The sequence below is a fragment of the Nocardiopsis sp. iso_40 genome, from assembly GCF_056173285.1.
The window spans coordinates 759,185-782,358 of the sequence record NZ_CM149666.1 but is presented as its reverse complement, the minus strand read 5'-3'; the positions used below and the strand labels follow the sequence as shown (position 1 = coordinate 782,358).

The 23,174-nt window shown below is 70.9% G+C and carries 20 protein-coding genes and 1 pseudogene; 10 read left to right on the top strand and 11 right to left on the bottom strand.

The window, feature by feature from the left end; all coding sequences use genetic code 11:
• The first annotated feature begins 184 nt into the window (after nucleotides 1-184).
• Together AC0VYD_RS03365 and AC0VYD_RS03360 are read left to right on the top strand one after the other, a co-directional pair.
• Nucleotides 185-1,201 carry a sensor histidine kinase gene (locus AC0VYD_RS03365; protein ID WP_475478541.1) on the top strand — a complete coding sequence of 339 codons (1,017 nt, stop codon included), beginning with the start codon at nucleotides 185-187 and terminating at the stop codon, nucleotides 1,199-1,201.
• Nucleotides 1,198-1,986, top strand: coding sequence for a LytR/AlgR family response regulator transcription factor (locus AC0VYD_RS03360; protein ID WP_475478540.1), 789 nt, complete (start codon nucleotides 1,198-1,200; stop codon nucleotides 1,984-1,986). Before AC0VYD_RS03365 ends, AC0VYD_RS03360 begins: the two co-directional genes overlap by 4 nt.
• 33 nt (nucleotides 1,987-2,019) lie before the next feature.
• On the opposite strand, the gene AC0VYD_RS03355 is transcribed toward AC0VYD_RS03360, so the two are convergent.
• Entirely contained in the window at nucleotides 2,020-3,216 is a 1,197-nt protein-coding gene (locus tag AC0VYD_RS03355) for an IS110 family RNA-guided transposase (protein ID WP_475478539.1), read from the bottom strand.
• 235 nt (nucleotides 3,217-3,451) lie between these two features.
• On the opposite strand from AC0VYD_RS03355, the gene AC0VYD_RS03350 reads away from it, so the two are divergent.
• The 3 genes from AC0VYD_RS03350 (at nucleotide 3,452) to AC0VYD_RS03340 (ending at nucleotide 6,146) form a co-directional block, all read left to right on the top strand.
• Complete coding sequence (locus AC0VYD_RS03350; protein WP_475478538.1) at nucleotides 3,452-3,874, top strand: hypothetical protein; 423 nt, start codon at nucleotides 3,452-3,454, stop codon at nucleotides 3,872-3,874.
• Nucleotides 3,871-5,526, top strand: coding sequence for a sodium/solute symporter (locus tag AC0VYD_RS03345; RefSeq protein WP_475478537.1), 1,656 nt, complete (start codon nucleotides 3,871-3,873; stop codon nucleotides 5,524-5,526). Before AC0VYD_RS03350 ends, AC0VYD_RS03345 begins: the two co-directional genes overlap by 4 nt.
• Before the next feature lie 77 nt (nucleotides 5,527-5,603).
• Nucleotides 5,604-6,146: a hypothetical protein gene (locus AC0VYD_RS03340; RefSeq protein WP_475478536.1), complete on the top strand. Its 543-nt coding sequence runs from the start codon at nucleotides 5,604-5,606 to the stop codon at nucleotides 6,144-6,146.
• Between the two features lie 82 nt (nucleotides 6,147-6,228).
• Here AC0VYD_RS03340 and AC0VYD_RS03335 read toward each other — a convergent pair whose 3' ends face one another.
• The 4 genes from AC0VYD_RS03335 to AC0VYD_RS03320 all read right to left on the bottom strand — a co-directional run bounded on the left by AC0VYD_RS03335 (nucleotide 6,229) and on the right by AC0VYD_RS03320 (nucleotide 10,398).
• Nucleotides 6,229-6,561: a type II toxin-antitoxin system HicB family antitoxin gene (locus tag AC0VYD_RS03335; protein ID WP_475478535.1), complete on the bottom strand. Its 333-nt coding sequence runs from the start codon at nucleotides 6,559-6,561 to the stop codon at nucleotides 6,229-6,231.
• Nucleotides 6,558-6,806, bottom strand: coding sequence for a toxin HicA (locus AC0VYD_RS03330; RefSeq protein ID WP_475478534.1), 249 nt, complete (start codon nucleotides 6,804-6,806; stop codon nucleotides 6,558-6,560). The genes AC0VYD_RS03335 and AC0VYD_RS03330 overlap by 4 nt, the downstream gene beginning before the upstream one ends.
• A 144-nt stretch (nucleotides 6,807-6,950) precedes the next feature.
• A complete protein-coding gene (locus AC0VYD_RS03325; protein ID WP_475480167.1) occupies nucleotides 6,951-8,759 on the bottom strand; it encodes a phosphoenolpyruvate carboxykinase (GTP) in 1,809 nt (602 codons plus the stop codon).
• Nucleotides 8,760-9,156: 397 nt separating this feature from the next.
• A complete protein-coding gene (locus tag AC0VYD_RS03320) occupies nucleotides 9,157-10,398 on the bottom strand; it encodes an MFS transporter (RefSeq protein WP_475478533.1) in 1,242 nt (413 codons plus the stop codon).
• Between the two features lie 65 nt (nucleotides 10,399-10,463).
• Here AC0VYD_RS03320 and AC0VYD_RS03315 point away from each other — a divergent pair, with 65 nt between their 5' ends.
• Complete coding sequence (locus AC0VYD_RS03315; protein ID WP_475478532.1) at nucleotides 10,464-10,847, top strand: MerR family transcriptional regulator; 384 nt, start codon at nucleotides 10,464-10,466, stop codon at nucleotides 10,845-10,847.
• Between the two features lie 16 nt (nucleotides 10,848-10,863).
• Here the strand turns inward: AC0VYD_RS03315 and AC0VYD_RS03310 are convergent, their stop codons facing one another.
• On the bottom strand, nucleotides 10,864-11,766 hold the full coding sequence (locus AC0VYD_RS03310; protein WP_475478531.1) for a universal stress protein: 903 nt from the start codon (nucleotides 11,764-11,766) through the stop codon (nucleotides 10,864-10,866).
• Nucleotides 11,767-12,004: 238 nt separating this feature from the next.
• On the opposite strand from AC0VYD_RS03310, the gene AC0VYD_RS03305 reads away from it, so the two are divergent.
• Nucleotides 12,005-12,733 (top strand): DUF998 domain-containing protein, encoded by a 729-nt coding sequence (locus AC0VYD_RS03305; protein ID WP_475478530.1) that lies wholly within the window; start codon nucleotides 12,005-12,007, stop codon nucleotides 12,731-12,733.
• Nucleotides 12,734-12,815: 82 nt separating this feature from the next.
• Here the strand turns inward: AC0VYD_RS03305 and AC0VYD_RS03300 are convergent.
• Together AC0VYD_RS03300 and coaA are read right to left on the bottom strand one after the other, a co-directional pair.
• Nucleotides 12,816-15,028: pseudogene (locus AC0VYD_RS03300) on the bottom strand (HelD family protein).
• 182 nt (nucleotides 15,029-15,210) lie between these two features.
• Nucleotides 15,211-16,122 carry a type I pantothenate kinase gene (gene coaA / locus AC0VYD_RS03295; protein WP_475480166.1) on the bottom strand — a complete coding sequence of 304 codons (912 nt, stop codon included), beginning with the start codon at nucleotides 16,120-16,122 and terminating at the stop codon, nucleotides 15,211-15,213.
• Between the two features lie 332 nt (nucleotides 16,123-16,454).
• Between coaA and glmS the strand changes: the two genes are divergently transcribed.
• Complete coding sequence (gene glmS / locus AC0VYD_RS03290) at nucleotides 16,455-18,308, top strand: glutamine--fructose-6-phosphate transaminase (isomerizing) (RefSeq protein ID WP_475478529.1); 1,854 nt, start codon at nucleotides 16,455-16,457, stop codon at nucleotides 18,306-18,308.
• A 139-nt stretch (nucleotides 18,309-18,447) separates the two neighbouring features.
• On the opposite strand, the gene AC0VYD_RS03285 is transcribed toward glmS, so the two are convergent.
• Together AC0VYD_RS03285 and AC0VYD_RS03280 are read right to left on the bottom strand one after the other, a co-directional pair.
• Complete coding sequence (locus AC0VYD_RS03285) at nucleotides 18,448-18,810, bottom strand: STAS domain-containing protein (RefSeq protein WP_452540999.1); 363 nt, start codon at nucleotides 18,808-18,810, stop codon at nucleotides 18,448-18,450.
• 145 nt (nucleotides 18,811-18,955) lie between these two features.
• Nucleotides 18,956-19,507, bottom strand: coding sequence for an ATP-binding protein (locus AC0VYD_RS03280; protein WP_475478528.1), 552 nt, complete (start codon nucleotides 19,505-19,507; stop codon nucleotides 18,956-18,958).
• Nucleotides 19,508-19,805: 298 nt separating this feature from the next.
• Here AC0VYD_RS03280 and AC0VYD_RS03275 point away from each other — a divergent pair, with 298 nt between their 5' ends.
• Nucleotides 19,806-20,708, top strand: a complete 903-nt coding sequence (locus AC0VYD_RS03275) for a helix-turn-helix domain-containing protein (RefSeq protein WP_475480165.1) — start codon at nucleotides 19,806-19,808, stop codon at nucleotides 20,706-20,708.
• Between the two features lie 451 nt (nucleotides 20,709-21,159).
• A complete protein-coding gene (locus AC0VYD_RS03270) occupies nucleotides 21,160-21,393 on the top strand; it encodes a DUF397 domain-containing protein (RefSeq protein WP_191268812.1) in 234 nt (77 codons plus the stop codon).
• 242 nt (nucleotides 21,394-21,635) lie between these two features.
• Here the strand turns inward: AC0VYD_RS03270 and AC0VYD_RS03265 are convergent, their stop codons facing one another.
• On the bottom strand, nucleotides 21,636-22,979 hold the full coding sequence (locus tag AC0VYD_RS03265) for a KamA family radical SAM protein (RefSeq protein ID WP_191269104.1): 1,344 nt from the start codon (nucleotides 22,977-22,979) through the stop codon (nucleotides 21,636-21,638).
• Nucleotides 22,980-23,174: the final 195 nt, after the last annotated feature.

Here is a 23,174-nt window from a genome sequence, read left to right as displayed (position 1 = left end):
GGCCCCCGCCCACAGGGCCCGCCTTCCTCCGGGACGGCGGGCCCTCCGAGGAAGGCTGCACCCGCAACGTGAATGTCGACACATTCTGCGGAGATAAGATCGTTCCGTGTCCTATCGGTGGCTGTCGTGGCTTTCCCCCTCCCGGCGCCCCACGTCTTCGGAACGCCGGGCGAGTGTGGACCTGATGCGTCAGGTCCACGCCCTGGGCGTCGACCTCCAGGACGGGCTGCACGGGCGCGGTGTGAACTCCGCCGCCCGGCGCCTGCGCCAGGTCCTGGCCGTGGACGGGGTGCTCCTCGCCGACCTCGACGGGCCGGTGGCCTCCCACGGGAGGTGCCCGGACACCGACGAGGTCGCCGGACTGCTCTCCCAGGTCTTCGAGTACGGGGGCGGCGCCCGCTCCCGTCTGCCCGACGGGTCGTCGGTGTGCGCCGTCCCGCTGACCGTCGCCGACGAACTCTCCGGGGCGCTGCTCGCCTCCGGCGACCCCGTGGAGGCGGACGTGGAGGCGGCCGCGGCGCTGGTCTCGGACTGCCTGGACCACGCCGCGCTGCGCCGGGCCCGCGCCCGGATCACCGCCGCCGACCTGCGCACCCTGCGCGCCCAGATCTCACCGCACTTCGTGCACAACGCGTTGGCGGTGATCGCCGCCCTGGTGCGCACCGACCCCGACCGGGCCCGCCACCTGCTGTCGGACTTCGCCGACTACCTGCGGTACGGGTTCTCGGAGAAGGGCGACTACGCGACCGTCTCCGACGAGCTGGAGGCCACCCAGACCTACCTCGAACTCCAGCGGGCCCGCTTCCACGACCGCCTGGACATCACCGTGCGGATGGCGCCCGAGGTACTGCCGGTCGCCATCCCCTTCCTGGTCGTGCAGCCGATCGTGGAGAACGCGATCCGGCACGGGCTGGAACGCAAGGAGGGACGGGGGCACATCAGCGTGTCCGGTTTCGGCGAGGGTCCCCTGTGCGTGATCGAGATCGAGGACGACGGCGTGGGCATGCACCCGGAGCTGGCCCGCGCCCTGTTGGCGGGCACAGGGCCGGAGTCGCGCAGCGTCGGCCTGGCCAACGTCGACCAGCGGCTGCGTGCGGTCTACGGGCCGGAGTACGGTCTGGTGATCGAGACCGCGCTGGGAGAAGGGACGAAGGTGACCGTGCGCGTACCGAGGTTCGCACCCGGGGTGGTGGTCCGGTGAGACCCGAACTCCGTGTACTGGTGGTGGAGGACGAGGCGTCCACCCGCCAGGAGATGGCCTCCCTCCTCGGTGACATGCCCGAGGTGTCGGAGGTCCTGGTCGCCTCCAACGGCGCCAGCGCCGTGCGCCTGCTGGGCACCACCAGCATCGACGCCGCGTTCCTGGACATCCTGATGCCCGGGCTGGACGGCATGGACGTGGCCCGGGTGCTGAGCGTGATGTCGGAGCCGCCGTCGATCGTGTTCGTGACCGCGTCCGAGAGCCACGCCGTGGAGGCCTTCGGGATCGGAGCGGTGGACTACCTGCTCAAACCCATCCGCCCGGAGCGGCTGGCCGAGGCGGTGGGGCGGATCGCCCAACTGCGCCGGGCGAGCGGTTCGGCGCCCCCCGCCGAGGACCTGCACGTGGTGCAGATCGACACCGGCCGACGCACCGTGTTCGTCAAACGCGACGACGTGCAGTTCGTGGAGGCGCAGGGCGACTACGTGCGGCTGCACACCGCCGAGGGCACCCACCTGATCCGGCTGTCGCTGTCCTACCTGGAGGAGGTGTGGGCCTCGGCCGGGTTCGTGCGGGTGCACCGCGGCTTCCTCGTCGCCATCCCGTGGGTGCGGGACCTGCGGGTGACCTCCTCGTCCGGGTTGGTCGCGGGGACACCCGCCGGAGACGTCCCGGTGAGCCGCAGGCACGGCCGCCACCTGCGGGAACAGCTCCTGGAGGCGGCCAAACGCGACCAGTTGGGCCGTTCGGCCCGCCCTCCGGGGACGGCCAAGGACCAGCCGTGACCCCGAGTCGGAAGGAACTTCCCAATGCTGGTGTCAAGCCGCCAAGCTCACCGGGGGTGAACCTTGGTAAGGCGTTCCATCACGGAGCATCGCCCACAGCACGTTGACCCGGCGGCGCGAGAGCGCCAGCAGCGCCTGCTTGTGCCCCTTGCCCTCGGCCCGCTTGCGGTCGTAGTAGGCCTTCGAGGCCGGACACGACCGCAGGCCGAACATCGAGGACAGGTAGAAGGACCGCAGCAGGCCCCGGTGGTAGCGACGAGGTCTTCGCAGGTTGCCACTGACACGTCCGGAGTCCCGGGCCACCGGCGCCAGCCCCGCGTAGCCGGCCAACCGGTCCGCAGTGCCGAACAGGGCCATGTCACCGCCGGTCGCGGCCAGGAACTCCGCTCCCAGCATCGTGCCCATGCCGGGCAGGGAGGTGATCACCCCGGCATGCGGATGGTCGTGAAACCGGGCCTGGACGAGGGTTTCGACCTCGGCGATCTCCTCGTTCAGGCGGATCACCTCCCCGGCCAGCCGGGCCGCCATCGCCGCGGCGGTCTTCTGCCCGGGAAGGTGTGTGCGCTGGGTCTGGGCGGCCTCGATGGCGGTGGCCGCCAGAGCGGCGGCGCCTCTGACGCCGCGGGCCCGCAGCCAGGTCTCCAGGCGTTTGGCGCCCAGACGGCGCAGGGCGGCCGGGGTCTGGTAGCCGGTCAGCAGCACGACGGGGCCCTTGTTGGTCACGTCCAAGGCGCGTTCCAGGGCGGGGGAGATCTCCAGCAGCTGGGCGCGCAACCGGTTGATGGCCCGGGTGCGGTCGGCGACCAGGTCGGCGCGGCGGGTGGTGAGGATGCGCAGGTCCACGGCGATCTCGTCCCCGGGGCGCAGCACGCCCAGGTCGCGGCGCATGCGGGCCTGGTCGGCGATGACGAACGCGTCGCGGGCGTCGGTCTTGCCCTCGCCCCGGTAGGTGGCCGAGGCGCGGTGCACGGCCAGGCCGGTGAGGTAGACGACCGGCTGGCCGTGGTCCAACAACAGGCCGATGAGCAGGGCGGCACCGCCATGGTTGAGGTCCACCGCCCACAGGGCGTCGGAGTCCAGGGCCAGGACGTCAGCGAGCAGGTCCAGCAGCTCGGTCTCGTCGTTGGCGACCCGGCGCGAGAGCAGTTGTTGGCCGTCGGTGTTGATGACCACGCAGTGGTGGTGGGTCTTGCCGATGTCGATACCGGCCCAGATGTGGGGCACGGGCACCTCCGCCGATGTGTGGTGAGGGGTGGGGTTCCCAGCGGACGACCGCGCCGTCGTTGTCCTACGCAGCGATCAGGGTCGCATCTCCCAATTGGCGGTCGGGTCGTCGCGGGACTCCGGGCGGCCAAGTTCCTTAAGCCGTCGAGCGGGCTTCACCGTGACAGCCATACCCGGAGCCCTTGGGCTCACCGATCTTACGAATGACCAGCTTCACCCATGAAAGAAGGTAGGACCCACCGTGAGCCCGCGCAGGGAGAAGCTCACCAGCCCGCAGACCCGCATCGCGCTGGCGCGGGGGAACCGTCCCGTGCAGCACCTGCTCCCGGTACCCGAACCGGTGGACACCGAGGCGGCGCGACGGCTCTTCCGGGCCCAGCGGCGCACGGCAGTGCGCACGGTCTCGCTGCTGTCGGCGGTGCTGTTCGGGCTGAGCGGTTCCTTCGCCCTGTTCCCGGCCCTGGGGCAGGTCCGCCTCGCGGGGGTTCCGGTGTCGTGGCTGCTGCTGACGGTGGCGATATACCCGGCGCTGTTCGGCCTGGCGCTGTGGCACGTACGCGCGGCCGAACGCCTGGAGGACCGGGCCGAGCGCCAGGCGCGGGGCCGGGAGCAGGACCGGGTCCGTCACCCCGGGTCCGGTACCGGACCTGACGGGACGCCATGAGCACGGCGGTTCTCGCGATAGGCCTGGTACTCGCCACCAGCCTGTTCATCGGGGTGTACGGGGTGCGGGCGGCCCGTTCCACCTCGGACTTCCTGGTGGCCTCGCGGCGGGTGTCGCCCAACTGGAACGCGCTGGCGATCGCCGGCGAGTACCTGTCGGCCGCCTCGGTGCTGGGCCTGGCCGGGCTACTGCTCAAGAACGGCCTGGGCACCATGTGGTACGCCGTGGGCTTCACCGCGGGCTACGTCGCCGTGGTCGCCCTGGTTGCGGGCCCGATGCGCCGTTCGGGGGCGTTCACCGTGCCGGACTTCGCCGAGTACCGGCTGGGCGCGCCCCGGCTGCGCAAGCTCTGCGGCTGTGTGGTCCTGGTGATCATGCTGCTGTACCTGGTGCCGCAGTTCAAAGGCGCCGGCGTGGTGCTGAGCCTGGTCAGCGGGACCCCCTACTGGGTGGGGGTGCTCCTGGCGGGGCTGGTGGTGAGCGGTTCGATCGCCGCGGGCGGGATGCGCTCGGCGACCTACGTGCAGGCCTTCCACTACGTCGTCAAACTGCTCTTCCTCGCCGTGCCCGCGGTCTACCTCGTGGTGCACGCGGGCGCCGACACGCGGGCCGAGGTCCTGCACCCGGAGTGGGGGACCCACTTCCCCCAGGCCACCCCGGTGGAGTTCACCGTCGCCACGGACTTCCGGCTGGACGAACCGGTCACCGTGACCACCGCCGGGGGCGAGGAGCTGGAGCTGGCACCCGGGGCGCACTCGGTCGAACGGGGCACGGAGTACGTGTTCCCGGCGGGCGCCGCCATCCCGCACCCGGACGGCATGCCGGAACTGGGCAGCGCACGGTGGAGCACCCCCCTGCTGGACGTGGGCGGCTACCCGTTGTTCGAGACCTGGTCGACACTGCTCGCGATCACCCTCGGCTGTATGGGCCTGCCGCACGTGATCATGCGCTTCCACACGAGCCCGACCGCGCGGATCGCCCGCCGGGTGGCGGTGGGCGTGATCGCCCTGTTGGGGCTGTTCTACCTGTTCCCCACGGTCTACGGGCTGTTGGGCCGGGTCCTCACACCGCAGCTGGTGATGCTCCAGGGCACCGACACCGTGGCGGTGGTCCTGCCCGCCCAGGCCGTCCCGGGGTCGGTGGGCACCGTTCTCACCGCGCTGGTGGCGGCGGGGGCCTTCGGGGCGTTCCTGTCGACCTCCTCGGGGCTTCTCCTGGCCCTGGCCGGGGGCCTGTCCCACGACCTGTTCCAGGGGAGCGTGCCCCGGTTGCGGCTGGCCGTGGCGGTCGGCGCCTGCGTGGCCGTGCTGCTGGCCCTGCCCGCGCAGATGATCGACATCAACGTGCTGGTGGTATGGGCGTTCACGGTGGCCGCCTCGACCTTCTGCCCCCTGCTGGTGCTGGGTATCTGGTGGCGGCGCCTCACCCTGCCGGGTGCGGCCGCGGGCCTGATCGTCGGCGGGGTGACCGCCACCGGGACCATCGGCTGGTCGATCCTGCTCGACACCCCCGAGGGCTGGGCGACGGTGCTGCTGGCCCAGCCCGCCGCCTGGACCATCCCGTTGGCCTTCCTGACGATGATGGCCGTGTCCCGGTTCACCAGGCCCCCGGAGTGGGCGGAGCACGCGGTGCTGCGCCTGCACTCCCCCTGAGGACCAAAGGCCTTGGTGCCCCGGTCCGCCGGGGGTACGTTCGCAGCGCCCCTGACGAAACCCCCTAGGAGGACACCGTGTCCCTCTCCCCCGGACGAACACAGCACACGTCCCGCCTGACAGCCCTGGCCGCCCTGGCCGCGTCGGTGGTGTTCCTCGTACCCGGCACCGCCTTCGCCGAAATGGGCCGGGTCCGCACCGAGAGCCAGGAGATCATCGTCACCGAGGAGGGTGTCTACGAGGTCGGCGAGGACGTGGAGAGCCTGGACGCGTTCCTGGTGGAGAACCCCGAGTACGGACCCGCCGTGGAGGACCCCGAGGGTGTCGGCGCCCTGGACACCAACTCGCTCCCCCTGACCCACGGGGTCCTGACCACGAGGACCAGCCGCTGCGAGAGCGCGACCGTCAGCTACAGCAAGCGCAGCGGTTCGGAACTGACCATCAGGTTCTCGCTCGCCCAGTTGGGCAGCGGCACCAAGAACGGCCCCGGCATCGGTATCGTCGCCGGTCAGACCCGCAGCTACACGTTCAGCACCAGGAGCTTCGGGAACGTCCAGGGCCGCATGTACGTGCATGAGCAGGGCAAGACCTTCCGGAACGGGTACATCAGCTGCCGCTAGTGCGCACCTGCGGGACCGGAACGCCGGAGGGGGTGCGGGCACCGGGTGCCCGCACCCCCTCCGGGTGCGACCGGCCCCCTGGTCACGGGCGCGCGGCCAACCGCACCGCGGCGAGCCGGTTGAGCGACACGTTCTGTTCGGCGGCCTCGATGGCCAACCGCCGGTGCAGTTCCGGGGGGACACGAACCTGGAACTTCCCCGAGTAGCTGCGCTCCCCGATCGGCAGCGGCGGCTCCTCACCGGAGACGACCATGTCCTCGACGGTGTCCTCGGCGAGGCCGCGGATCCCCTCGAAAGCCTCGGAACTCGTGCGGGCGACCCACGACAGGGAGGGGAACTCGGCAACGGTTCCGACGTAGGACTTGTCCTCGACCGACCAACGAACACGGTAGGCGTAGTGCTCTGCTCTGTTCACCGCTCCTCCTCCAGCTTGTCGATCGCGGCGAGGACCTGTCTCACCTGGTAGGCCTTGGCCGTTCCGTGGTCGTTCTGGATGTTCACCCTCGGGTCCCCCGACCAGGGCATCCCGTACACCTGGTGGGAGGTCCCGCGCCGGCGCGGCGGACCGAAGTAGTGCTCACACACCTTCGCCAGGTCCGCGAACCGGATCGACTTCGGCTGATCCCGCATCCGCGCGAGGATCTTCTCAAGGCTGGCCATGGCCGCAAAGTATCACTATTGATACTACCCCAAGGTTCCTTCTCCGAACCGGAACGCCGGAGGGGGTGCGGGCACCGGGTGCCCGCACCCCCTCCGGGTGCGACCGGCCCCCTCGCGCGGAAAAGACGGGGCCGGTCGGGTTCGCTACCTCTCCAGACGGTTCAGCAGCGCGTGGTACTCGTCCCAGAGCTCGCCGGGCAGGTCGTCGCCGAAGGTCTTGAAGAACTCGGGGACCAGGGCGGCCTCCTGCTTCCAGACCTCGGTGTCGACGTCGAGGACGAACTCCATGTCCTCGGCGGACAGGTCAAGGCCCTCGGTGTCGATGCCGTCGGCGGTCGGCAGGTAGCCGATCGGGGTCTCGACCGCGGCGGCGTCGCCCTCGAGGCGGTCGACGATCCACTTGATGACGCGGCTGTTCTCACCGAAGCCCGGCCACACGATCTTGCCGTCGGCGTTCTTCTTGAACCAGTTGACGTAGAAGATCTTCGGCAGCTTGGCCTGGTCGGCCCGCTGGCCCAGCTTGACCCAGTGGGCGAAGTAGTCGCCCATGTTGTAGCCGCAGAAGGGCAGCATCGCGAACGGGTCGCGGCGCAGCTCGCCGACGGACCCCTCCTGGGCCGCGGTCTTCTCGGAGGAGACGTTGGCGCCCAGGTAGACGCCGTGCTGCCAGCTGAAGGACTCGGTGACCAGCGGCACCGCGGAGGCGCGGCGGCCGCCGAACAGGATCGCGGAGATCGGGACGCCCGCCGGGTCCTCCCACTCGTCGGCGATGGTGGGAGCCTGACCGGCCGGGGTGGTGAAGCGGGAGTTCGGGTGGGCCGCGGGCTCGTCGGAGTCCGGGGTCCAGGGGCGGCCCTTCCAGTCGGTGAGGTTCGCGGGCGCCTCCTCGGTGAGGCCCTCCCACCACACGTCGCCGTCCTCGGTCAGGGCGACGTTCGTGAAGATGCTGTTGCCCCAGAGCGTCTCCACGGCGTTGGCGTTGGTCTTGGCACCGGTGCCGGGAGCGACACCGAAGAAGCCGGCCTCGGGGTTGATGGCCCGCAGCTGACCGTCGGCGTCGAAGCGCATCCAGGCGATGTCGTCGCCGACGGTCTCGACCTTCCAGCCGGGGATGGTCGGCTGGAGCATCGCCAGGTTGGTCTTGCCGCAGGCGCTCGGGAAGGCGGCGGCGACGTAGTGCGACCTGCCCTCGGGCGAGGTCACCTTGAGGATCAGCATGTGCTCGGCGAGCCAGCCCTCGTCGCGGGCCATCACCGAGGCGATGCGCAGCGCGTAGCACTTCTTGCCGAGCAGGGCGTTGCCGCCGTAGCCGGAGCCGTAGGACCAGATCTCGCGGGTCTCGGGGAAGTGGGAGATGTACTTGGTGGAGTTGCACGGCCAGGCGACGTCCTGCTGGCCGGGCTCCAGGGGTGCGCCGACGGAGTGGACGGCCTTGACGAACTCGCCGCGCTCCTCGATCAGCCGCAGGGCGGCCGAGCCCATGCGGGCCATGATGCGCATGGAGACGACGACGTACGGGGAGTCGGTGATCTCGACGCCGAGCTGGGAGATGTCGCCGCCGAGCGGGCCCATGCAGAAGGGCACGACGTACATGGTGCGGCCGCGCATGGCGCCCTTGAAGACCTCGCCGAAGGTGGCGCGCATCTCGTCCGGGGCGATCCAGTTGTTGGTGGGGCCGGCGTCCTCTTCGCGCTCGGAGCAGATGAAGGTGCGGTCCTCGACCCGGGCGACGTCGGTCGGGTCCGATTTGCAGTAGAAGCTGTTCGGGCGTTTGACGGGGTTGAGGCGGGTGAAGGTGCCCTGCTCGACCAGCTGGTCGGTCAGGCGGGTCCACTCCTCCTCGGAACCGTCGCACCAGACGACCTCGTCCGGCTGGGTGAGCTCCGCGATCTCACGTACCCAGGAGACGAGTTCCTCGTTCTTGGTGGGGGCGGCGCCCACATCAGTACCCACGTCAGCAGTCACAACGGCTCCTCATCGAATTACGAGATCCCTCGAATCATGAACGACGAGTGCCGACACTGACCAATTGGTCTAGCCCAGTGGTCTATACGCGTTGGCACAGAAAGTCGGATTGCGCTGCACAGCAAGGGTTTTCGACGTCCCGAAGTCGCGCCGGAACGTGCCCGCGCGGGCAGGGCTCCCGCACTGTTCGGGTCCGCTTTCCCCTGGATTGCGGGCAAGTGCCCCACCAGCACCAACACACGGTGCCGTTCGTCACACAGCAGAAGTCGACCGCCGGGTCCAACGGATTAGACCAATGACGGCCGCCCCGGCAACGCCCTGCGGCTTCGTCCGGGCGGCGAACGCCTGCCGGACCCGCGTCGGGCACCGGTCCGGCAGGCGTGTCTCATCCGCCCGCGCCCTCCCCGGCCCCGGACCGCCGGGCCGGGAAGCCGTGCGTCCGGGCGGCGGACACCATCGCCAGCACCGGGACCAGGAGCAACACCACGCTCCAGGGCAGGGCGGGGAAGCCGACCCCGGCGAGGAGCACCCCGCCGACCACCCCGCCTCCGGCCATGGCGACGTTCCACAGGGTGACCAGGACGGCTTGGGCGGTCTCCGCCGCCTCTCCCCCGGCGTCGGCCACGGCGGTCTGGAGCAGGGTGGGTACCCCGCCCCAGCCCAGACCCCACAGCGCGGCTGCCGCGTAGACCGGTACGGGGGCGTCGGAGAAGGCCCCGAGAAGGGTCACCGCCACCGCCACCAGGAGCACGCTCGTGACCGTCAGGGGCCGCAGGTGACGGTCGATCCGGGCACCCACGAACCAGATGCCCGCCAGCGATGCGGCGCCGAAGACCAACAGGACCCGGTCCACGGAGCCGCCCATACCGACCCCGGTCAGGAAGGCCGCGACATAGGTGTAGAGAACCGTGTGCGCCGACACGAACACCAGGGTGACGCCCAGGACCGGCACGACCCCGGGGACGACGAGGGTGCGGCGGATGGTCGGCCTCTCGCCCCGCCCCCGACCCGGGCGGTCCGGAACCAGGACGGCGATCCACACCAGCAGGACCAGGGTGAGCGCCGTCATGGCCAGGAAGGCCGACCGCCAGCCGAACAGCCCGCCGAGGAGCGTCCCTGCCGGGACCCCCAGCGAGAGCGCCACGGGGACGCCCGCCATGACCACCGCGATCGCCCTCCCCTGGAGGTGCGCGGGGACCAGGCTGCGCGCGTACCCGACGAGCATCGCCCACACCAGCCCGGCGGCTGTCCCCGCCACGAAGCGTGCGGTCATGGTGAGGAGGAAGTCCGAGGAGAGAGCCGTGACCGTGTTGGCCACCGCGAACGCGCCCATCGCCGTGAGCAGCAGTCGCCTGCGCCGCCATCCGGCGGTGGCCGCGGCGAGCGGGATCGCGGTGAGAGCGGTGCCGATCGCGTAGACCGTCACGGACTGTCCGGCCGCGGAGTCGCTGACCCGGAGGTCCGCCCCCATCGCGGGGAGGAGCCCGGCGGGGAGTGTCTCGGTGAGGCTGGTGACGAAGACCGCGGTCGCCAGGGCCAGGAGGACGGACAGCGGAAGGGCGCGCCGCCCACGCGGAGAGGGGGGCGGAACCTGGGGCCGGTACGGGGATCTGGTGTCGTCTCGCATGCTGCGTATGCTCGGACCGTCACACTGGTGTGAGGGTCAAAGCGAGGCCCGGTGAGGTCGGTCACATGCGAATCGGAGAGCTGTCGGAGCGCACCGACACCCCGCGCCGCCTGCTGCGGTACTACGAGGAACAGGGCCTGATCACACCGGACCGGTGCGCCAACGGCTACCGCCGTTACGGCGAGGAGTTCGTGGACCGGGTGCTCCAGATCCGCGGGCTGCTCGACGCCGGACTGCCGACCAGGCTGATCCGTCAGATCCTGCCCTGCCTGGACCGGCCCCGGGTCATCCACTTCACCGACGCCACACCGGAGATGCTGGCCACCCTGGAGGGCGAACTGGAACGGATGGACAGCCGCATCGCCTGCCTGACCCGCAACCGGGACGCGGTCGCCGACTACCTCGACGCCGTACGCGCGGAACGCGCCACCGCACCGGCGGGCGGGTAGTCCGGGGCCGGGCGGCTCAGCGCAGTATGGCGACCGGGCCCCGCGCGCCGTGCAGCACCGAGTGGCTGACCGAGCCCAGCAGCAGTCCGCGGAAACCCCCGCGGCCGCGCGAACCCACCACGATGAGGTCGGCGGGGGTGGCCTCCTCCAGGAGCGCGACCACCGGGTGGGCGCGCACCACCCGCGTCTGCACCCGGACCCCGGGGTGGAACAGCTGCAGGTCGGCGAGCTCCTCGTCCAGGGCCTGACGGGCCGCCTCGGCCGCGGTGGCGTCGTCGAACAGCTCCGGCGGGATCGGACCGGTCGCCGCCGCGAAGGCCACCAGGGGCTGCCAGGCGTTGACCGCGACCAGGTCGGTCTCGGCGAACTCCGCCTGGGAGAAGGCGAACTCCAGGGCGCGGCGGCTGGGTTCGGAGCCGTCCACCCCAACGATCACCCTGCTGCGGACCCCGTGCGCGGCCGCGTGGTCCCTCGGCAGGACGATCACCGGCACCGCCGCGCGGGCGGCCAGTTCGATCCCCACCGAGCCGACGAAGGCCGCGGCGATCCCGCTCAGCCCGCGCGAGCCCACCACGACCGCCACCGCCCCGGGCGAGGCCGCCTCGGTGACCAGCGCCTCGGCGGGGCGGGAGAAGGACAGGCGGGTCTGGACGGAGAGTTCGGGGAACAGCCGGGACACCCAGTCGCGGGCGTGGTCGAGCAGCCGCCGGGCGCCCGACCCCGGCCCGCCCCCGTCGTTCTCCTCCGCCTCGTCCCAGACCCCGAAGTCCTCCGTGGCCAGCGGGCTCGCCGCAGCGACGATACGTACCCCGAGACCGCGCAGTACGGCCTGGTGCGCGGACCACTCCAGCGCGTGCCTGCTGGAGTCGGTGCCGTCCACTCCCACGATCACCCATCGTGCCGTGGCTGCGCCGTTCATCACGTGCGCCCTTCCGTAGGTCGTCGGTACCCTCGCGGTCCCCGGACCCGCCAGCCCGTGTTCCCGTTGTGTTCCACGATGATGCCGTGTGAACACGCACCCGTGGATAACAGTGCCGACGCGAGTTGGCTGACGTAGGGTCCCAGAACGAGCGGTGCCCCGGCGGAGCGGGGAACGCGGAAGCGTACCGGTGCGTCCGAGGGACACAGAAGAGTCAGCAGCGGAGACTGGGGGCGCCATGCCTTACTCGAACACCGCGACACTGCACTGGGACTACCGGGACGGCCGCGTGGCCGCCGTGGTCGCCGCCGTGGTCTACAGCATGTGGACCCTTGAGATCGTCCTGCCCGGTGGCCCGGACACCGCCACGGGCGCCCTCGCCGACCCCGAGTCCACTCTCGGCCTGGTGTTGGACAGCGCGCACCGGACCGCCGCGATCCTGGTCGTCCTCGCCGCCGGGCTGGGCCTGACCCTGGGCGCCAAGCGCCCCCGCAGCTGGCTGACCGTCTCCTGGTGGTCGATGGCCGTGTTCGGCGCCGCCTCGCTCACCGCCTCCCTGCTGCCCGGCCGGTGCGTGGTGTCCACGGACGCGGCCTGCGCGGTGGAGTCCCTGGTGGAGGGGACGCAGGGCGCGACGGTGACACAGACCGTCCTGGCCGTGGTCGCCGTCCTGTCCGCACTGCTGGCCTCGGCGGCCCTGGCCCGGGACCGGCGGCGTGCCCGGGAGCGCGCCTGGCCCGCCCTGGCGCTGATCACCCTCGCGCAGGCAGTGGCCGCCGCGGTCGTCCTGGTCCTGGCAGCCCTGGCGTACGCCTCTTCGGGGGACGGCTCCCCCGGTGTCGCCCTCGGTCTCGCCGAACGGGCCCACCTGGTCACCGTCGCCCTGTGGCTGCTGGCCGTCGGGGTCGTGCCCGGCCACTGGAAGCGCCGCCGCGAGCACCGGAGCACCGCCCGCCCCGCCGACTGACGGAGGCCGCGGCCCGGACCGCTGTCTGAAGTCCGCCCGGACCGGCACCGTACCGGCGCCGGTCCGAGCCGTCGCGGACCGCTCAGGCGAGTTCGGCGGGCAGCGGACGGGCGTGCACCACGTGCAGGGTGCTGACCGCGCGGGTGAGCACCACGTACAGCCGGTTCGCACCGCGCTCCTCGGCCTCGACGATGGCGGCCGGCTCGGCGACCACCACCGCGTCGAACTCCAACCCCTTGGCCAGACTGGCCGGGACTGCGACCAGGCGGGCGGTGTCCGTCCCGGTCTCGCCGAGCAGCGGGGCGTCCACCCCCTCCGCGGCCAGTGCCTCGCGTAGCGCGGGGAGCTGGTGGTCGGCGGCGATCAGCCCCACCGACCCCTCCCCCCGGAGCGCCTCCCGACAGCCCCGTGCCAGGGCCGGGGCGATCTCCCCGGCGGTCGGGAGCAACCGGAGCGCACCGGGTGAGCGGCGCACCGCGACCGGCGCGAAGGGATGGGCCCCGGAACCGGAGGCATCCGGCCGGGGGCGGCCGGACGGGGCGGGCGCAAGCGGGGCGATCGTGGGCAGCAGGCGGGCGGCGAAGTCGATGATCTGCGCGGGTACCCGGTACCCCCGGTCCAGGGTGTGCAGGTGACCGGTGGGCTTGCCCAGGTGTTCCATGAGCGTCGACCAGTTACGGGCCGCCGACGGACTCGTGCCCTGGGCGATGTCGCCGAGCACCGTGAGGGAGCCCGCGCCCGCGCGCCGTCCGACCGCCCGGCACTGCATCGGGCTCAGGTCCTGGGCCTCGTCGACGACGACGTGCCCCAGCCCGGAGGGGCGCTCGATCAGCGCCGCCGCCTCGTCGACCAGGGCCAGGTCCTCCTCCGACCACTTCGCGGTCCTGGGACCGCGCGGTTTTCCCGGCAGGAGCAGGGTCTGCTGTTCCTGGGGGGTGAGCAGCCCCCCTGCGGCGCGGGCCAGGCGCTCGGGGTCGGTGAGCAGGCCGAGCACCAGCCTGAGCGGCTCGACCTTGGGCCACAGGGCGGTGACCGCGGCGCGCACCGCCGGGTCCCGGCGGACCTGGGCGTGGGTGCGGTCGTCGCAGACCTCGCCCTCGGCCTCCATCAGGGTCAGGATCGCGTGCGCCATGCGGTGCGACAGGAGTTCGCGGCCGGACCCGTAGGCGACACCGCGCGCCGCGAGCTCGTCGAGGAGCGGGCGCACGTCCTCCGGGTACAGGCGCCAGCGGCGCGAGCCCCGGCGCACCATCACGGTCTCCTCCGGGGGCCGCAGGTGGGCCCACAGGTCGCGGCGGAGCACCTCGGCCATCACCGCGGACCCCTTGGTACGCGCGGCCCCGGGGGCCTCCGTACGGCGCACCCATCCCCGGGCGGGCCGCAGGCGCTCCGGCAGGTCCCGGGTGAGGAGTTCGCGGACGGTGGTCTGGTGGACGTCCACCTCGCCGAGGGCGGGGAGCACGTCCCGGATGTAGGACAGGAAGGACCGGTTGGGTCCGATGATCGCCACACCGGACCGGGAGAGCCGTTCGCGCTCGCTGTAGAGCAGGAAGGCGATGCGGTGCAGGCCGACCGCGGTCTTGCCGGTGCCGGGGGCGCCCTGCACGCACAGGGTGGTCTCCAGCGGGGCGCGGACCAGCGCGTCCTGTTCGGGCTGGATGGTGGCGACGATGTCGCGCATCGGCCCGGTGCGGGGGCGCTCGATCTCCGAGTTGAGGAGTTCGCTGCCCAGGAAGGCCTCGGGCGAGTCCGGGCCGACGAGCAGGTCCTCGTCCTCGAAGGCGGTCAGGACGGACTCGGGCAGGCCGTCGGGGCCGGTGACGGTTCCGAAGCCGTACCGGCGCCGGACCCGCACGGACATCCGTTCACCGGGCGACGCCTGGTAGTAGGCGATGCTGATGGGCGCGCGCCAGTCCAGGACCACGGGGCGGCCCCGGCCGTCGTGGACGTGGCGGCGGCCGATGTGGATCCGGTCGGGTTCGTCGGCGGGCCGACCGGGTCCGGGCCCCCGTCGTCGGCGTCCTCGTCGAGGAAGACGGTGCCGGGTTCGAAGTCCAGGCGCCCGAAGTACAGGGGGGCGCCCGGGATGTCGGCCAGGGCCGCCAGGCGGCGCTCGCGTCCGCGGCGCAGGGCGGCGTCGGTGACCTTGTCCTTGGCGGCGTCACCGAAGAGCAGTTCGGTGGCGTCGACCTCCTCGCGCATGCGGCGCAGAGCGGCGCGGGCCCCGTGCAGGGCCTCGCGTTCGGCGAGGAGTTCGGGGTCGGCGGGCACGGCTGCGGGATCGGTCGTGGTCATGGCGGGACCTCGGGTTTCGGCGGGACAGGACGCGGCTTCGCGCGTGCGCGCGGTCCCGCCCCGGTCTCCTTGACAGGCCCGGTTCGTTCCGATCCATGAGCGCGCACCACGACCCCGGGGGGTGGCGAGGCCGAGCCAGCGATCCTACCCGAGGTGCGGTGTGTGCCGAGGTGGTGTTCGCGTCAGGTCTTGCGGAGACGGACCCTGCTGACGCGGTGGTCGTCGCCCTTGAACAGGACGAGGGTCGCCCGGCCGCGGGTCGGGCGGATGTTCTCCACCAGGTTGACCTCGTTGATGGTCCGCCAGGTGTTGGCGGCGAAGTCCAGGGCCTCGTCCTCTTCGATTTCGATGGTCGTGGCCATGTGGTGGAAGTAGGAGCGCGGGTCGGAGAAGGCGGTGCGGCGCAGTTCGCGGAACCGGTCGAGGTACCAGTCGCGGATGTTCGCGACCTTGGCGTCGACGTAGATGGAGTAGTCGAAGAAGTCCGCGACGGCCAGGCGGCCCGCGGTCGCGGGCTGGAGCACGTTGATGCCCTCGACGATGAGGATGTCGGGGCGGTGGACGGTCTGGCGCTCGCCCGGCACCACGTCGTAGTGCAGGTGGGAGTAGACGGGGATCTCCAGGCGCTCGGCCCCGGCCTTCATCTCCGAGACGAACCGGACCAGTGCCCGGCGGTCGTAGCTTTCCGGGAAGCCCTTGCGGCGCATGAGGCCGCGCGACTGCAGGACGGCGTTCGGGTGGAGGAAGTTGTCGGTGCTGACGAGTTCGACGTCCGGGTGGTTGGGCCACTGGGCGAGCAGGGAGCGCAGGAGGCGGGCCGTGGTGGACTTGCCCACGGCGACGCTGCCCGCCACACCGATGATGAACGGCGAGGGCCGGTCGGCCTCGCCGAGGAAGGCGCGCACCGCGGCGTGGCGCTGCTGGGTGGCGCCCACGTACAGGTTGAGCAGCCGCGACAGGGGCAGGTAGATGTCGCGCACCTCTTCCAGCGAGGTGGGGTCGTTGGTACCCCGCAGGTCGCTGAGGTCGGCCTCGGTCAGGGACAGGGGTGTGGAGGCCCGGAGGGCGGCCCAGGCCGCTCGGTCCAGTTCCACGTACGGCGAGGAGATGCCGTTCTTCGTCGCGTGAGACACGGTTGACCACACTAGACGAGGCACTCCCCCGGTCCGGGCAGGCGGTACCCCCATTACCCGGATCCGGGGCGGAACGTGCCGGAAACCACACGTTCACCCGGCCGACACGAAAGGTTTTTTGGTCGACCCCCGGGGAGGGGGAATCGACTCCACTCGGAGCCCGCTCTGGGCCCCCACCTGCGCGGTCTGGTCCCGATGCACCAAATGGTCTATACCGCCACCTGGGAAAACAACCAGTGGTATGGGGCACTGGTTGGTCGATTCGACACGACTTTTCGCTTACGCTGGCGGCCATGTGCGGAATCGTTGGCTACGTCGGGCCGCAACCGGCGCTTGAGGTTGTCGTTGACGGCCTCGCGAGGTTGGAGTACCGCGGATATGACTCCGCGGGTATCGCTGTGCTGGGCGAGGGAACCCTGCGCTCACAGAAGCGGGCGGGCAAGCTCGCCAACCTGCGCCAGGCCCTGGAGAGGAGTCCGGTCTCCGGTGACGGCGCCGGGATCGGCCACACCCGTTGGGCCACGCACGGCGCGCCCAACGACGTGAACGCCCATCCCCACGTCGACAACGACCACCGCGTCGCGGTGGTCCACAACGGCATCATCGAGAACTTCGCCGCCCTGCGGCTCGAACTGGAGGAGCAGGGCTGCAAGTTCCTCTCCGAGACCGACACCGAGGTCGCCTCCCACCTGCTCAGCACCGAGCTGGACCGGCGCGGCGACGGTGACCTCGCCGGGGCGATGCGCGACGTGTGCAAGCGCCTGGAGGGCGCCTTCACCCTGGTCGCCATCTCCGTCGACGACCCCGGCCTGGTCGTCGCGGCCCGCCGCAACTCACCGCTGGTCGTCGGCCGCGGTACGGGCGAGAACTTCCTGGCCAGCGACGTGGCGGCGTTCATCGCCCACACCCGTGACGCGGTAGAGCTCGGCCAGGACCAGGTCGTCGAGCTGCGCGCCGACTCCGTGGTCGTCACCGACTACGACGGCAACCCCGTGGACGTGCGCGAGTACCACGTCGACTGGGACGCCTCCGCGGCGGAGAAGGACGGCTTCGACTACTTCATGCTCAAGGAGATCGTCGAGCAGCCGAAGGCCGTCGCCGACACCCTCCTGGGCCGGGTCTCGGTCGAGGGGCAGCTCTCCCTGGACGAGATGCGGCTGACCCCGGCGGAACTGCGGTCGGTCGAGAAGGTCGTCATCATCGCCTGCGGTACCTCCTACCACGCGGGTCTGATCGCCAAGTACGCGATCGAGCACTGGTGCCGGGTCCCCTGCGAGGTGGAGGTCGCCAGCGAGTTCCGCTACCGCGACCCGATCCTGGACCAGCAGACCCTGGTCATCGCGATCTCGCAGTCCGGCGAGAGCATGGACACCCTGATGGCGGTCCGCTACGCCCGCGAGCAGCGCGCACGCGTACTGGCGATCTGCAACGTCAACGGGTCCACGATCCCGCGTGAGTCCGACGGTGTGCTGTACACGCACGCCGGACCGGAGGTCGGGGTGGCCGCCACCAAGACCTTCCTCACCCAGCTGGCCGCCTGCTACCTGGTCGGCCTGTACCTGGCCCAGGTGCGCGGGATGAAGTTCGGCGACGAGATCAACGCCGTGATCGCGCAGCTGGCCACCATGCCGGAGCAGGTCGAGAGGGTCCTGGGCACGGTCGAGCCCGTCCGGGAGCTGGCCCGTTCGCTGGCCGACGCGGACACCGTGCTGTTCCTCGGCCGCCACGTGGGTTACCCGGTGGCGATGGAGGGCGCGCTCAAGCTCAAGGAGCTGGCGTACATGCACGCCGAGGCGTTCGCCGCGGGCGAGCTCAAGCACGGGCCGATCGCGCTGATCGAGGAGGGCCTGCCGGTGGTCGTCGTGGTGCCCTCGCCCAAGGGGCGCAGCGTGCTGCACGACAAGATCGTGTCGAACATCCAGGAGGTGCGCGCCCGCGGCGCCCGCACCATCGTGATCGCCGAGGAGGGCGACGAGGCGGTGCGGCCGTACTCGGACGTGCTCATCGAGATCCCGGCGGTGCCGACCCTGCTGCAGCCGATCGTCTCGACGATCCCCATGCAGGTGTTCGCCTGCGAGCTCGCCCTGGCCAAGGGCAACGACGTGGACCAGCCGCGAAACCTCGCCAAGAGCGTGACCGTGGAGTAGGCCGGGCCCGCGTCCCCCGGCGTGCGGGGCGTGTCGGGTGCGGGGTACGTCCCCGCCCGGCGCGCCCCGTCCGTGTTCCCGGGGCGCCCACGGCACTCGGGTGTCCGGGGGAGCGGCGCGCTCCGAACTCAGCGCACCCTCAGTGCACCGCGTGGTCGGTGCGGTGTGCGGTGCAGGCGGCCGCGGTGTCGTGGTGGGTCGGCAGCACACCGTGCAGGTCGAGTACGTCCAGGATCCGGAGCAGTTGCCGGGGCGGACTCGCGAACAGGAGGTGGTTCTGGGCGCCGGTGGCGGACCGGACCGCACCGACCAGCGCGTTGACGCCCGAGGCGTCGATGAATTCCACCGCGGACAGGTCGACGACGGTGCAGTTGTCGAGTGCGGCCGAGGCCAGCCGGGTGAACACGCCCTCGGCCGTGGCGATATCGATTTCGCCCTTCAGGTGTACGACGGTCATACCGTCGCACCGGAAGCGTTCCTGGTCCGGATCCAGTACGGCCACGCCTTACTCCCGGGCTCGGGGTCGGGGGGTTTCTCTGCCGCCGTCGGCCAAATGCCGACATGCCTTGACAGCCTACTCGGCCCGGCGGACTCCACCACCGGTCCGAGTCACGGGAACAACCCCTCCTCCGGGGATCGGGGATCCGTCAGAGCGGATCAGAAGCGCAGACCGCCCACACGACCTTTCCGTGCCCGAGGGCGGGGCCCCAGCCCCATTCCCGACTGAAAGCGGCGATCAGGCTGAGCCCGCGGCCGGATTCCGCGAAATGGTGCGCGTCGACCCGGACCGGGCCCCGCGGGCTGGGGTCGGCGACCATGCACACCACGGTGCCCTGTTCGGGCAGGGGTCTCAGTTGGAGGGTGATGCGGGTGCGCTCGGGGCCTTCGGCCGAGACCGCGTGCCTGCAGGCGTTGCCGACCAGTTCGGAGACGACGAGCCGGAGGTTCTCCGCCAGCTCCGGCATCCGCCACGCGAACAGGCTCTCGACACCGAACTCACGCGCGGAGCGGACCGAGTCCGGCACCGCGCGGTAGGAGGCGGCCGCGGCGTCGAGGGTACGCGCGCACTCCCCGATCCCCAGCCGTCCGAGCGAGGGGTCCCAGCGCCCGGCCGACGCCCCTCCGGGCGCCTGCACCGGGAGGGGGTGGTTCCAGGATGCCCCGGCGTCGAGCTCCGAGAGCATCAGCTCTGTGTTCATCTCTCTCCTCGCGTGGAAACCCTCGAGTTCACGCCTGCCTGTCCGCTATGCCCCGTTAGTTACATACGTAAGCCACAGATGCACGTGCAGATCAACGTTCGGCAAGACTATAGGACTCTGTCCTGCTTTCGGTAGGCCCCTCACGAAGAATTCGCCCCCCGCTCACCGGCGATTCCGGTTGGCACACTTCCCCGCTTCCCGGGCCGGATCCGGGCCTGGCGCGGAAGAACCACATCGGTATACTGAGCGGTCGCTCGCGCCAATACCACTCCAGGGAGGCGAAGTGGTCGCCGACCCCATGCCGAACCACCAGGTCACGCAGGATTTCCTCGCCAATTCCAGTGGTGGCCCCACCGTGCTGCGCATTCTGCTCGGCACCCAGCTGCGCCGCCTGCGCAAGGAGAAGGGCATTTCCCGGCACGACGCCGGATACGCGATCCGGGCCTCCCACGCCAAGATCAGCCGCATGGAGCTGGGCCAGGTCAGTTTCAAGCACCGGGACGTCGACGACCTGCTGAAACTGTACGGAGTGGACGATCCCGAGCAGCGCGAGGCCCTGGTCGGAATGATCTCCAGCGCCAACGCCCAGGGGTGGTGGCACAAGTACGGCGACGTGCTCCCCCAGTGGTTCGGCGTCTACGTGGGCCTGGAGGAGGCCGCGTCGGTCATCCGTACCTTCGAGGTGCAGTTCGTGCCCGGGCTGCTCCAGACCGAGGGGTACGCCAGGTCGGTCATCAAACTCTCGCGCACGGCCACCTCCGACGAGGAGGTGGACAGCCGCGTGAACATGCGCATGCGCCGACAGCTGCGCTTCACCTCGCCCGAGAGCGATCCGCCGCGCCTGTGGGCGGTCATAGACGAGGCGGTCCTGCACCGGCCCTACGGCGACGCCGAGGTGATGCGCGACCAGATCGAACACCTCCTGGAGATGTCCCGCCGCCCCAACATCACCATCCAGATCGCCACGTTCGCCATGGGCGGCCACCCCGCCGCCGGCGGCCCGTTCAGCATCCTGCGCTTCCCGACCCCCCAGCTGCCCGACGTGGTCTACCTGGAGCAGCTGAGCAGCGCGCTCTACTTCGACAAGTTCGACGACACCAGCCGCTACGCGCAGACCATGGACCACCTCGCCACCCAGGCCCCCATGCCGGGCTCCACCGAGAAGATCCTCGAAGGCTTCCTCGAGCGCTACCGGGCCTGACCGCGAGGCCCCGGGCGGTCTCCGCCCCCGCCCGCCGGGACGCGCCCCCGCCACCGGTCCCGCACCGCCCCGGGCCGAACCGGCGACCCCGGGCGAGGCCGCGGACTCCCTGCGTGCCCTCGGGGCCGTCGGCATGTCCGCATTCGGCCACGACTGGGAAACGATCCTGGAACGCTGAACCGCCGGGGCCCCCGAAACGTTAGGCGTGACATGCGGTTCCACCGTCGGTTCACCCTCGGCCAACCCGCGAGAACTTACTGATGCAAGCACGTATGCACGTGCATGCACTACGCTTTGGTTTTGCACGGGGACGAACGGATCAATCGTGCACGACCCTGCCCGCCCTGGGACACGGCGGGCGAAGGTCAGAATGGTCCAGCCCGACGAGTACGGCGCACTGGAGCCGCTCGTGGACCCCGCTCACACGTCCCCGAAGTTCCAGGAGGTTGAGATGCACCCGATCTACAACGGCGTCCCCGCGGACCGGTTGAAGGTCGCATGGACCAAGAGCAGTTGGAGCAATCCGGACGGGAACTGCGTGGAGGTCGCCACGCTTCCCGGAGGAGACATCGCCGTCCGCAACTCGCGTGACCCCGAGGGTCCAGCGCTCGTGTACACGCCGGCGGAGATCAGGGCCTTCGTCCGCGGCGCCAAGACCGGCGACTTCGACGCCCTCCTGGACTGACCCCGCGCCCCCTCCCCTGCCCCCTGGGCACCTCCCCCCACCGACAGACCAGCCCAGGAAACGTGTCCGATCCGTCGGGCCTCGCGGTCCACTCCCGTCCCGCGGCGGCCTGTTTCCGTCCACGGAGCGGACACGAGCGGAGCCCGGCACCCACCAGGTGCCGGGCTCCGCCCGTTACTGCCGGCCGCTTCGCGGCCCCCGCCGCCGGCGGCTCGCTCCTCCTCCCCCGGCGGCGGCCCGCCCTAGAGGCGGGTGGGGTCGACCAGGCCGTTGTCGCCGACCGGGGCCTGCTCCCACGGGAAGTGGGTGGCGCCCAGCGCCGGCTTCAGGTCGAACAGCCAGGCGGCCTTCTCGTCGTACTTGGCGAAGAAGGGCTTGCCGACCAGCTCCGGGTCACGCGCCTGGATGAAGTGCAGGACGAAGACCTTCTCTCCCAAGATCTCCGTCACACCGTCCACGCACACCTTGCCCGGCGTCGCCGACATCGACGGACCCCGCACGGTCCGGGCCAGACCCGAGACCCGCTGGTAGGCGCCGCGGAAGATGTCGTAGGCCTCGGCCAGCGGCACCGCGAAGTAGTCCTGCGGGCCGGTGTCGCGCTCGACGAACATGTAGTAGGGCACCATGCCGTGGCGCAGGTGCGTCCGCCACATGCTCTCCCAGGTGGCCGAGTCGTCGTTGATCGTGCGGATCAGCGGTGCCTGGGTGCGGATGACCGCCCCCGTGGCGCGGATCCGGCGCACGGCGTCCTGCACGAGCTCGGAGTTCATCTCGTTCGGGTGCGAGAAGTGGGCCATGAACGCGAGGTTCTTGCCCGAGGCCACGACCTTCTCGAACAGACGGAGCGTGTCGTCCGCGTCCGGGTCGGTGGTGAAGCGCTGCGGCCAGTAGGCCAGCGCCTTGGTCCCGATCCGGATGGCCTCCAGGTGCTCGATCTCCAACAGCGGCTCGATGTAGCGGGAGATGACCCCCTCACCCATGATCATCGGGTCGCCACCGGTGAACAGGACGCTGGTGACCTCGGGGTGCGAGCGCACGTAGTCGACCATCTGGTCGATCTCACCGGAGGCGAACTTCAGGTCGGCGTCGCCGACGAACTGCGCCCAGCGGAAGCAGTAGGTGCAGTACGCGTGACACGTCTGCCCCTGCTTCGGGAAGAAGAGCACCGTCTCCTTGTACTTGTGCTGGATCCCCGGGATGGGCTCCTCGTTGCCCGAGGTGGGCACGTTGAGGTCCATCTGGCCCGCGGGGTGCGGGTTGAGCTTGGCCCGGACCTGGTTGGCGGCCTCGTTCAGCTCCTTGCGCCCCGCGCCCGCGGACAGCAGGTCGGCGATCCTGGAGACGTCGTGCTGGGGCAGCATGTCCGCCTGGGGGAAGACCAGACGGTAGATCGGATCGTCGGGAGCGGCGTCCCAGTCGATCAGCTCATCGATGACGTAGCTGTTGACCCGGAACGGAAGCACATGGGCCACCGCCTTGACCGCGAGCTGCTCGTCAGCCGCGAGACCGGCTCGCGCCGTGAGCTCGTCAAGGTGTTTCGTCGTGTAGGCACGAAACCGACGTCCGGCGGACGGGGACTGTGCCACGTCAGGCGTAACGCTCACGCCTCTCCTCTCCTGCTGGTTCAACAGGGGCCTCCCCTGGGAGGAGGGCAGCCCTGATCCGGCGGTTCCGGCATACGGGTACCGGGGGACCACCGTGGGATGAAAATTCGGTTGTCGTCTGCGCTCGGGGCCTTTCGGGCGACCGAGCCAGCGAGCGGATATACCCCTACTAGGGGA

Excerpts from the sequence above, each read along its gene's own strand:
- AC0VYD_RS03280 (WP_475478528.1), bottom strand. The coding sequence starts at position 19,507 with ATGAACACAGAGCTGATGCTCTCGGAGCTCGACGCCGGGGCATCCTGG.
- AC0VYD_RS03330 (WP_475478534.1), bottom strand. The coding sequence starts at position 6,806 with ATGGCCAGCCTTGAGAAGATCCTCGCGCGGATGCGGGATCAGCCGAAG.
- AC0VYD_RS03310 (WP_475478531.1), bottom strand. The coding sequence starts at position 11,766 with ATGAACGGCGCAGCCACGGCACGATGGGTGATCGTGGGAGTGGACGGC.
- AC0VYD_RS03345 (WP_475478537.1), top strand. The coding sequence starts at position 3,871 with ATGAGCACGGCGGTTCTCGCGATAGGCCTGGTACTCGCCACCAGCCTG.
- AC0VYD_RS03365 (WP_475478541.1), top strand. The coding sequence starts at position 185 with ATGCGTCAGGTCCACGCCCTGGGCGTCGACCTCCAGGACGGGCTGCAC.
- AC0VYD_RS03315 (WP_475478532.1), top strand. The coding sequence starts at position 10,464 with ATGCGAATCGGAGAGCTGTCGGAGCGCACCGACACCCCGCGCCGCCTG.
- AC0VYD_RS03270 (WP_191268812.1), top strand. The coding sequence starts at position 21,160 with ATGCACCCGATCTACAACGGCGTCCCCGCGGACCGGTTGAAGGTCGCA.
- AC0VYD_RS03320 (WP_475478533.1), bottom strand. The coding sequence starts at position 10,398 with ATGCGAGACGACACCAGATCCCCGTACCGGCCCCAGGTTCCGCCCCCC.
- AC0VYD_RS03305 (WP_475478530.1), top strand. The coding sequence starts at position 12,005 with ATGCCTTACTCGAACACCGCGACACTGCACTGGGACTACCGGGACGGC.
- glmS (WP_475478529.1), top strand. The coding sequence starts at position 16,455 with ATGTGCGGAATCGTTGGCTACGTCGGGCCGCAACCGGCGCTTGAGGTT.
- AC0VYD_RS03275 (WP_475480165.1), top strand. The coding sequence starts at position 19,806 with ATGCCGAACCACCAGGTCACGCAGGATTTCCTCGCCAATTCCAGTGGT.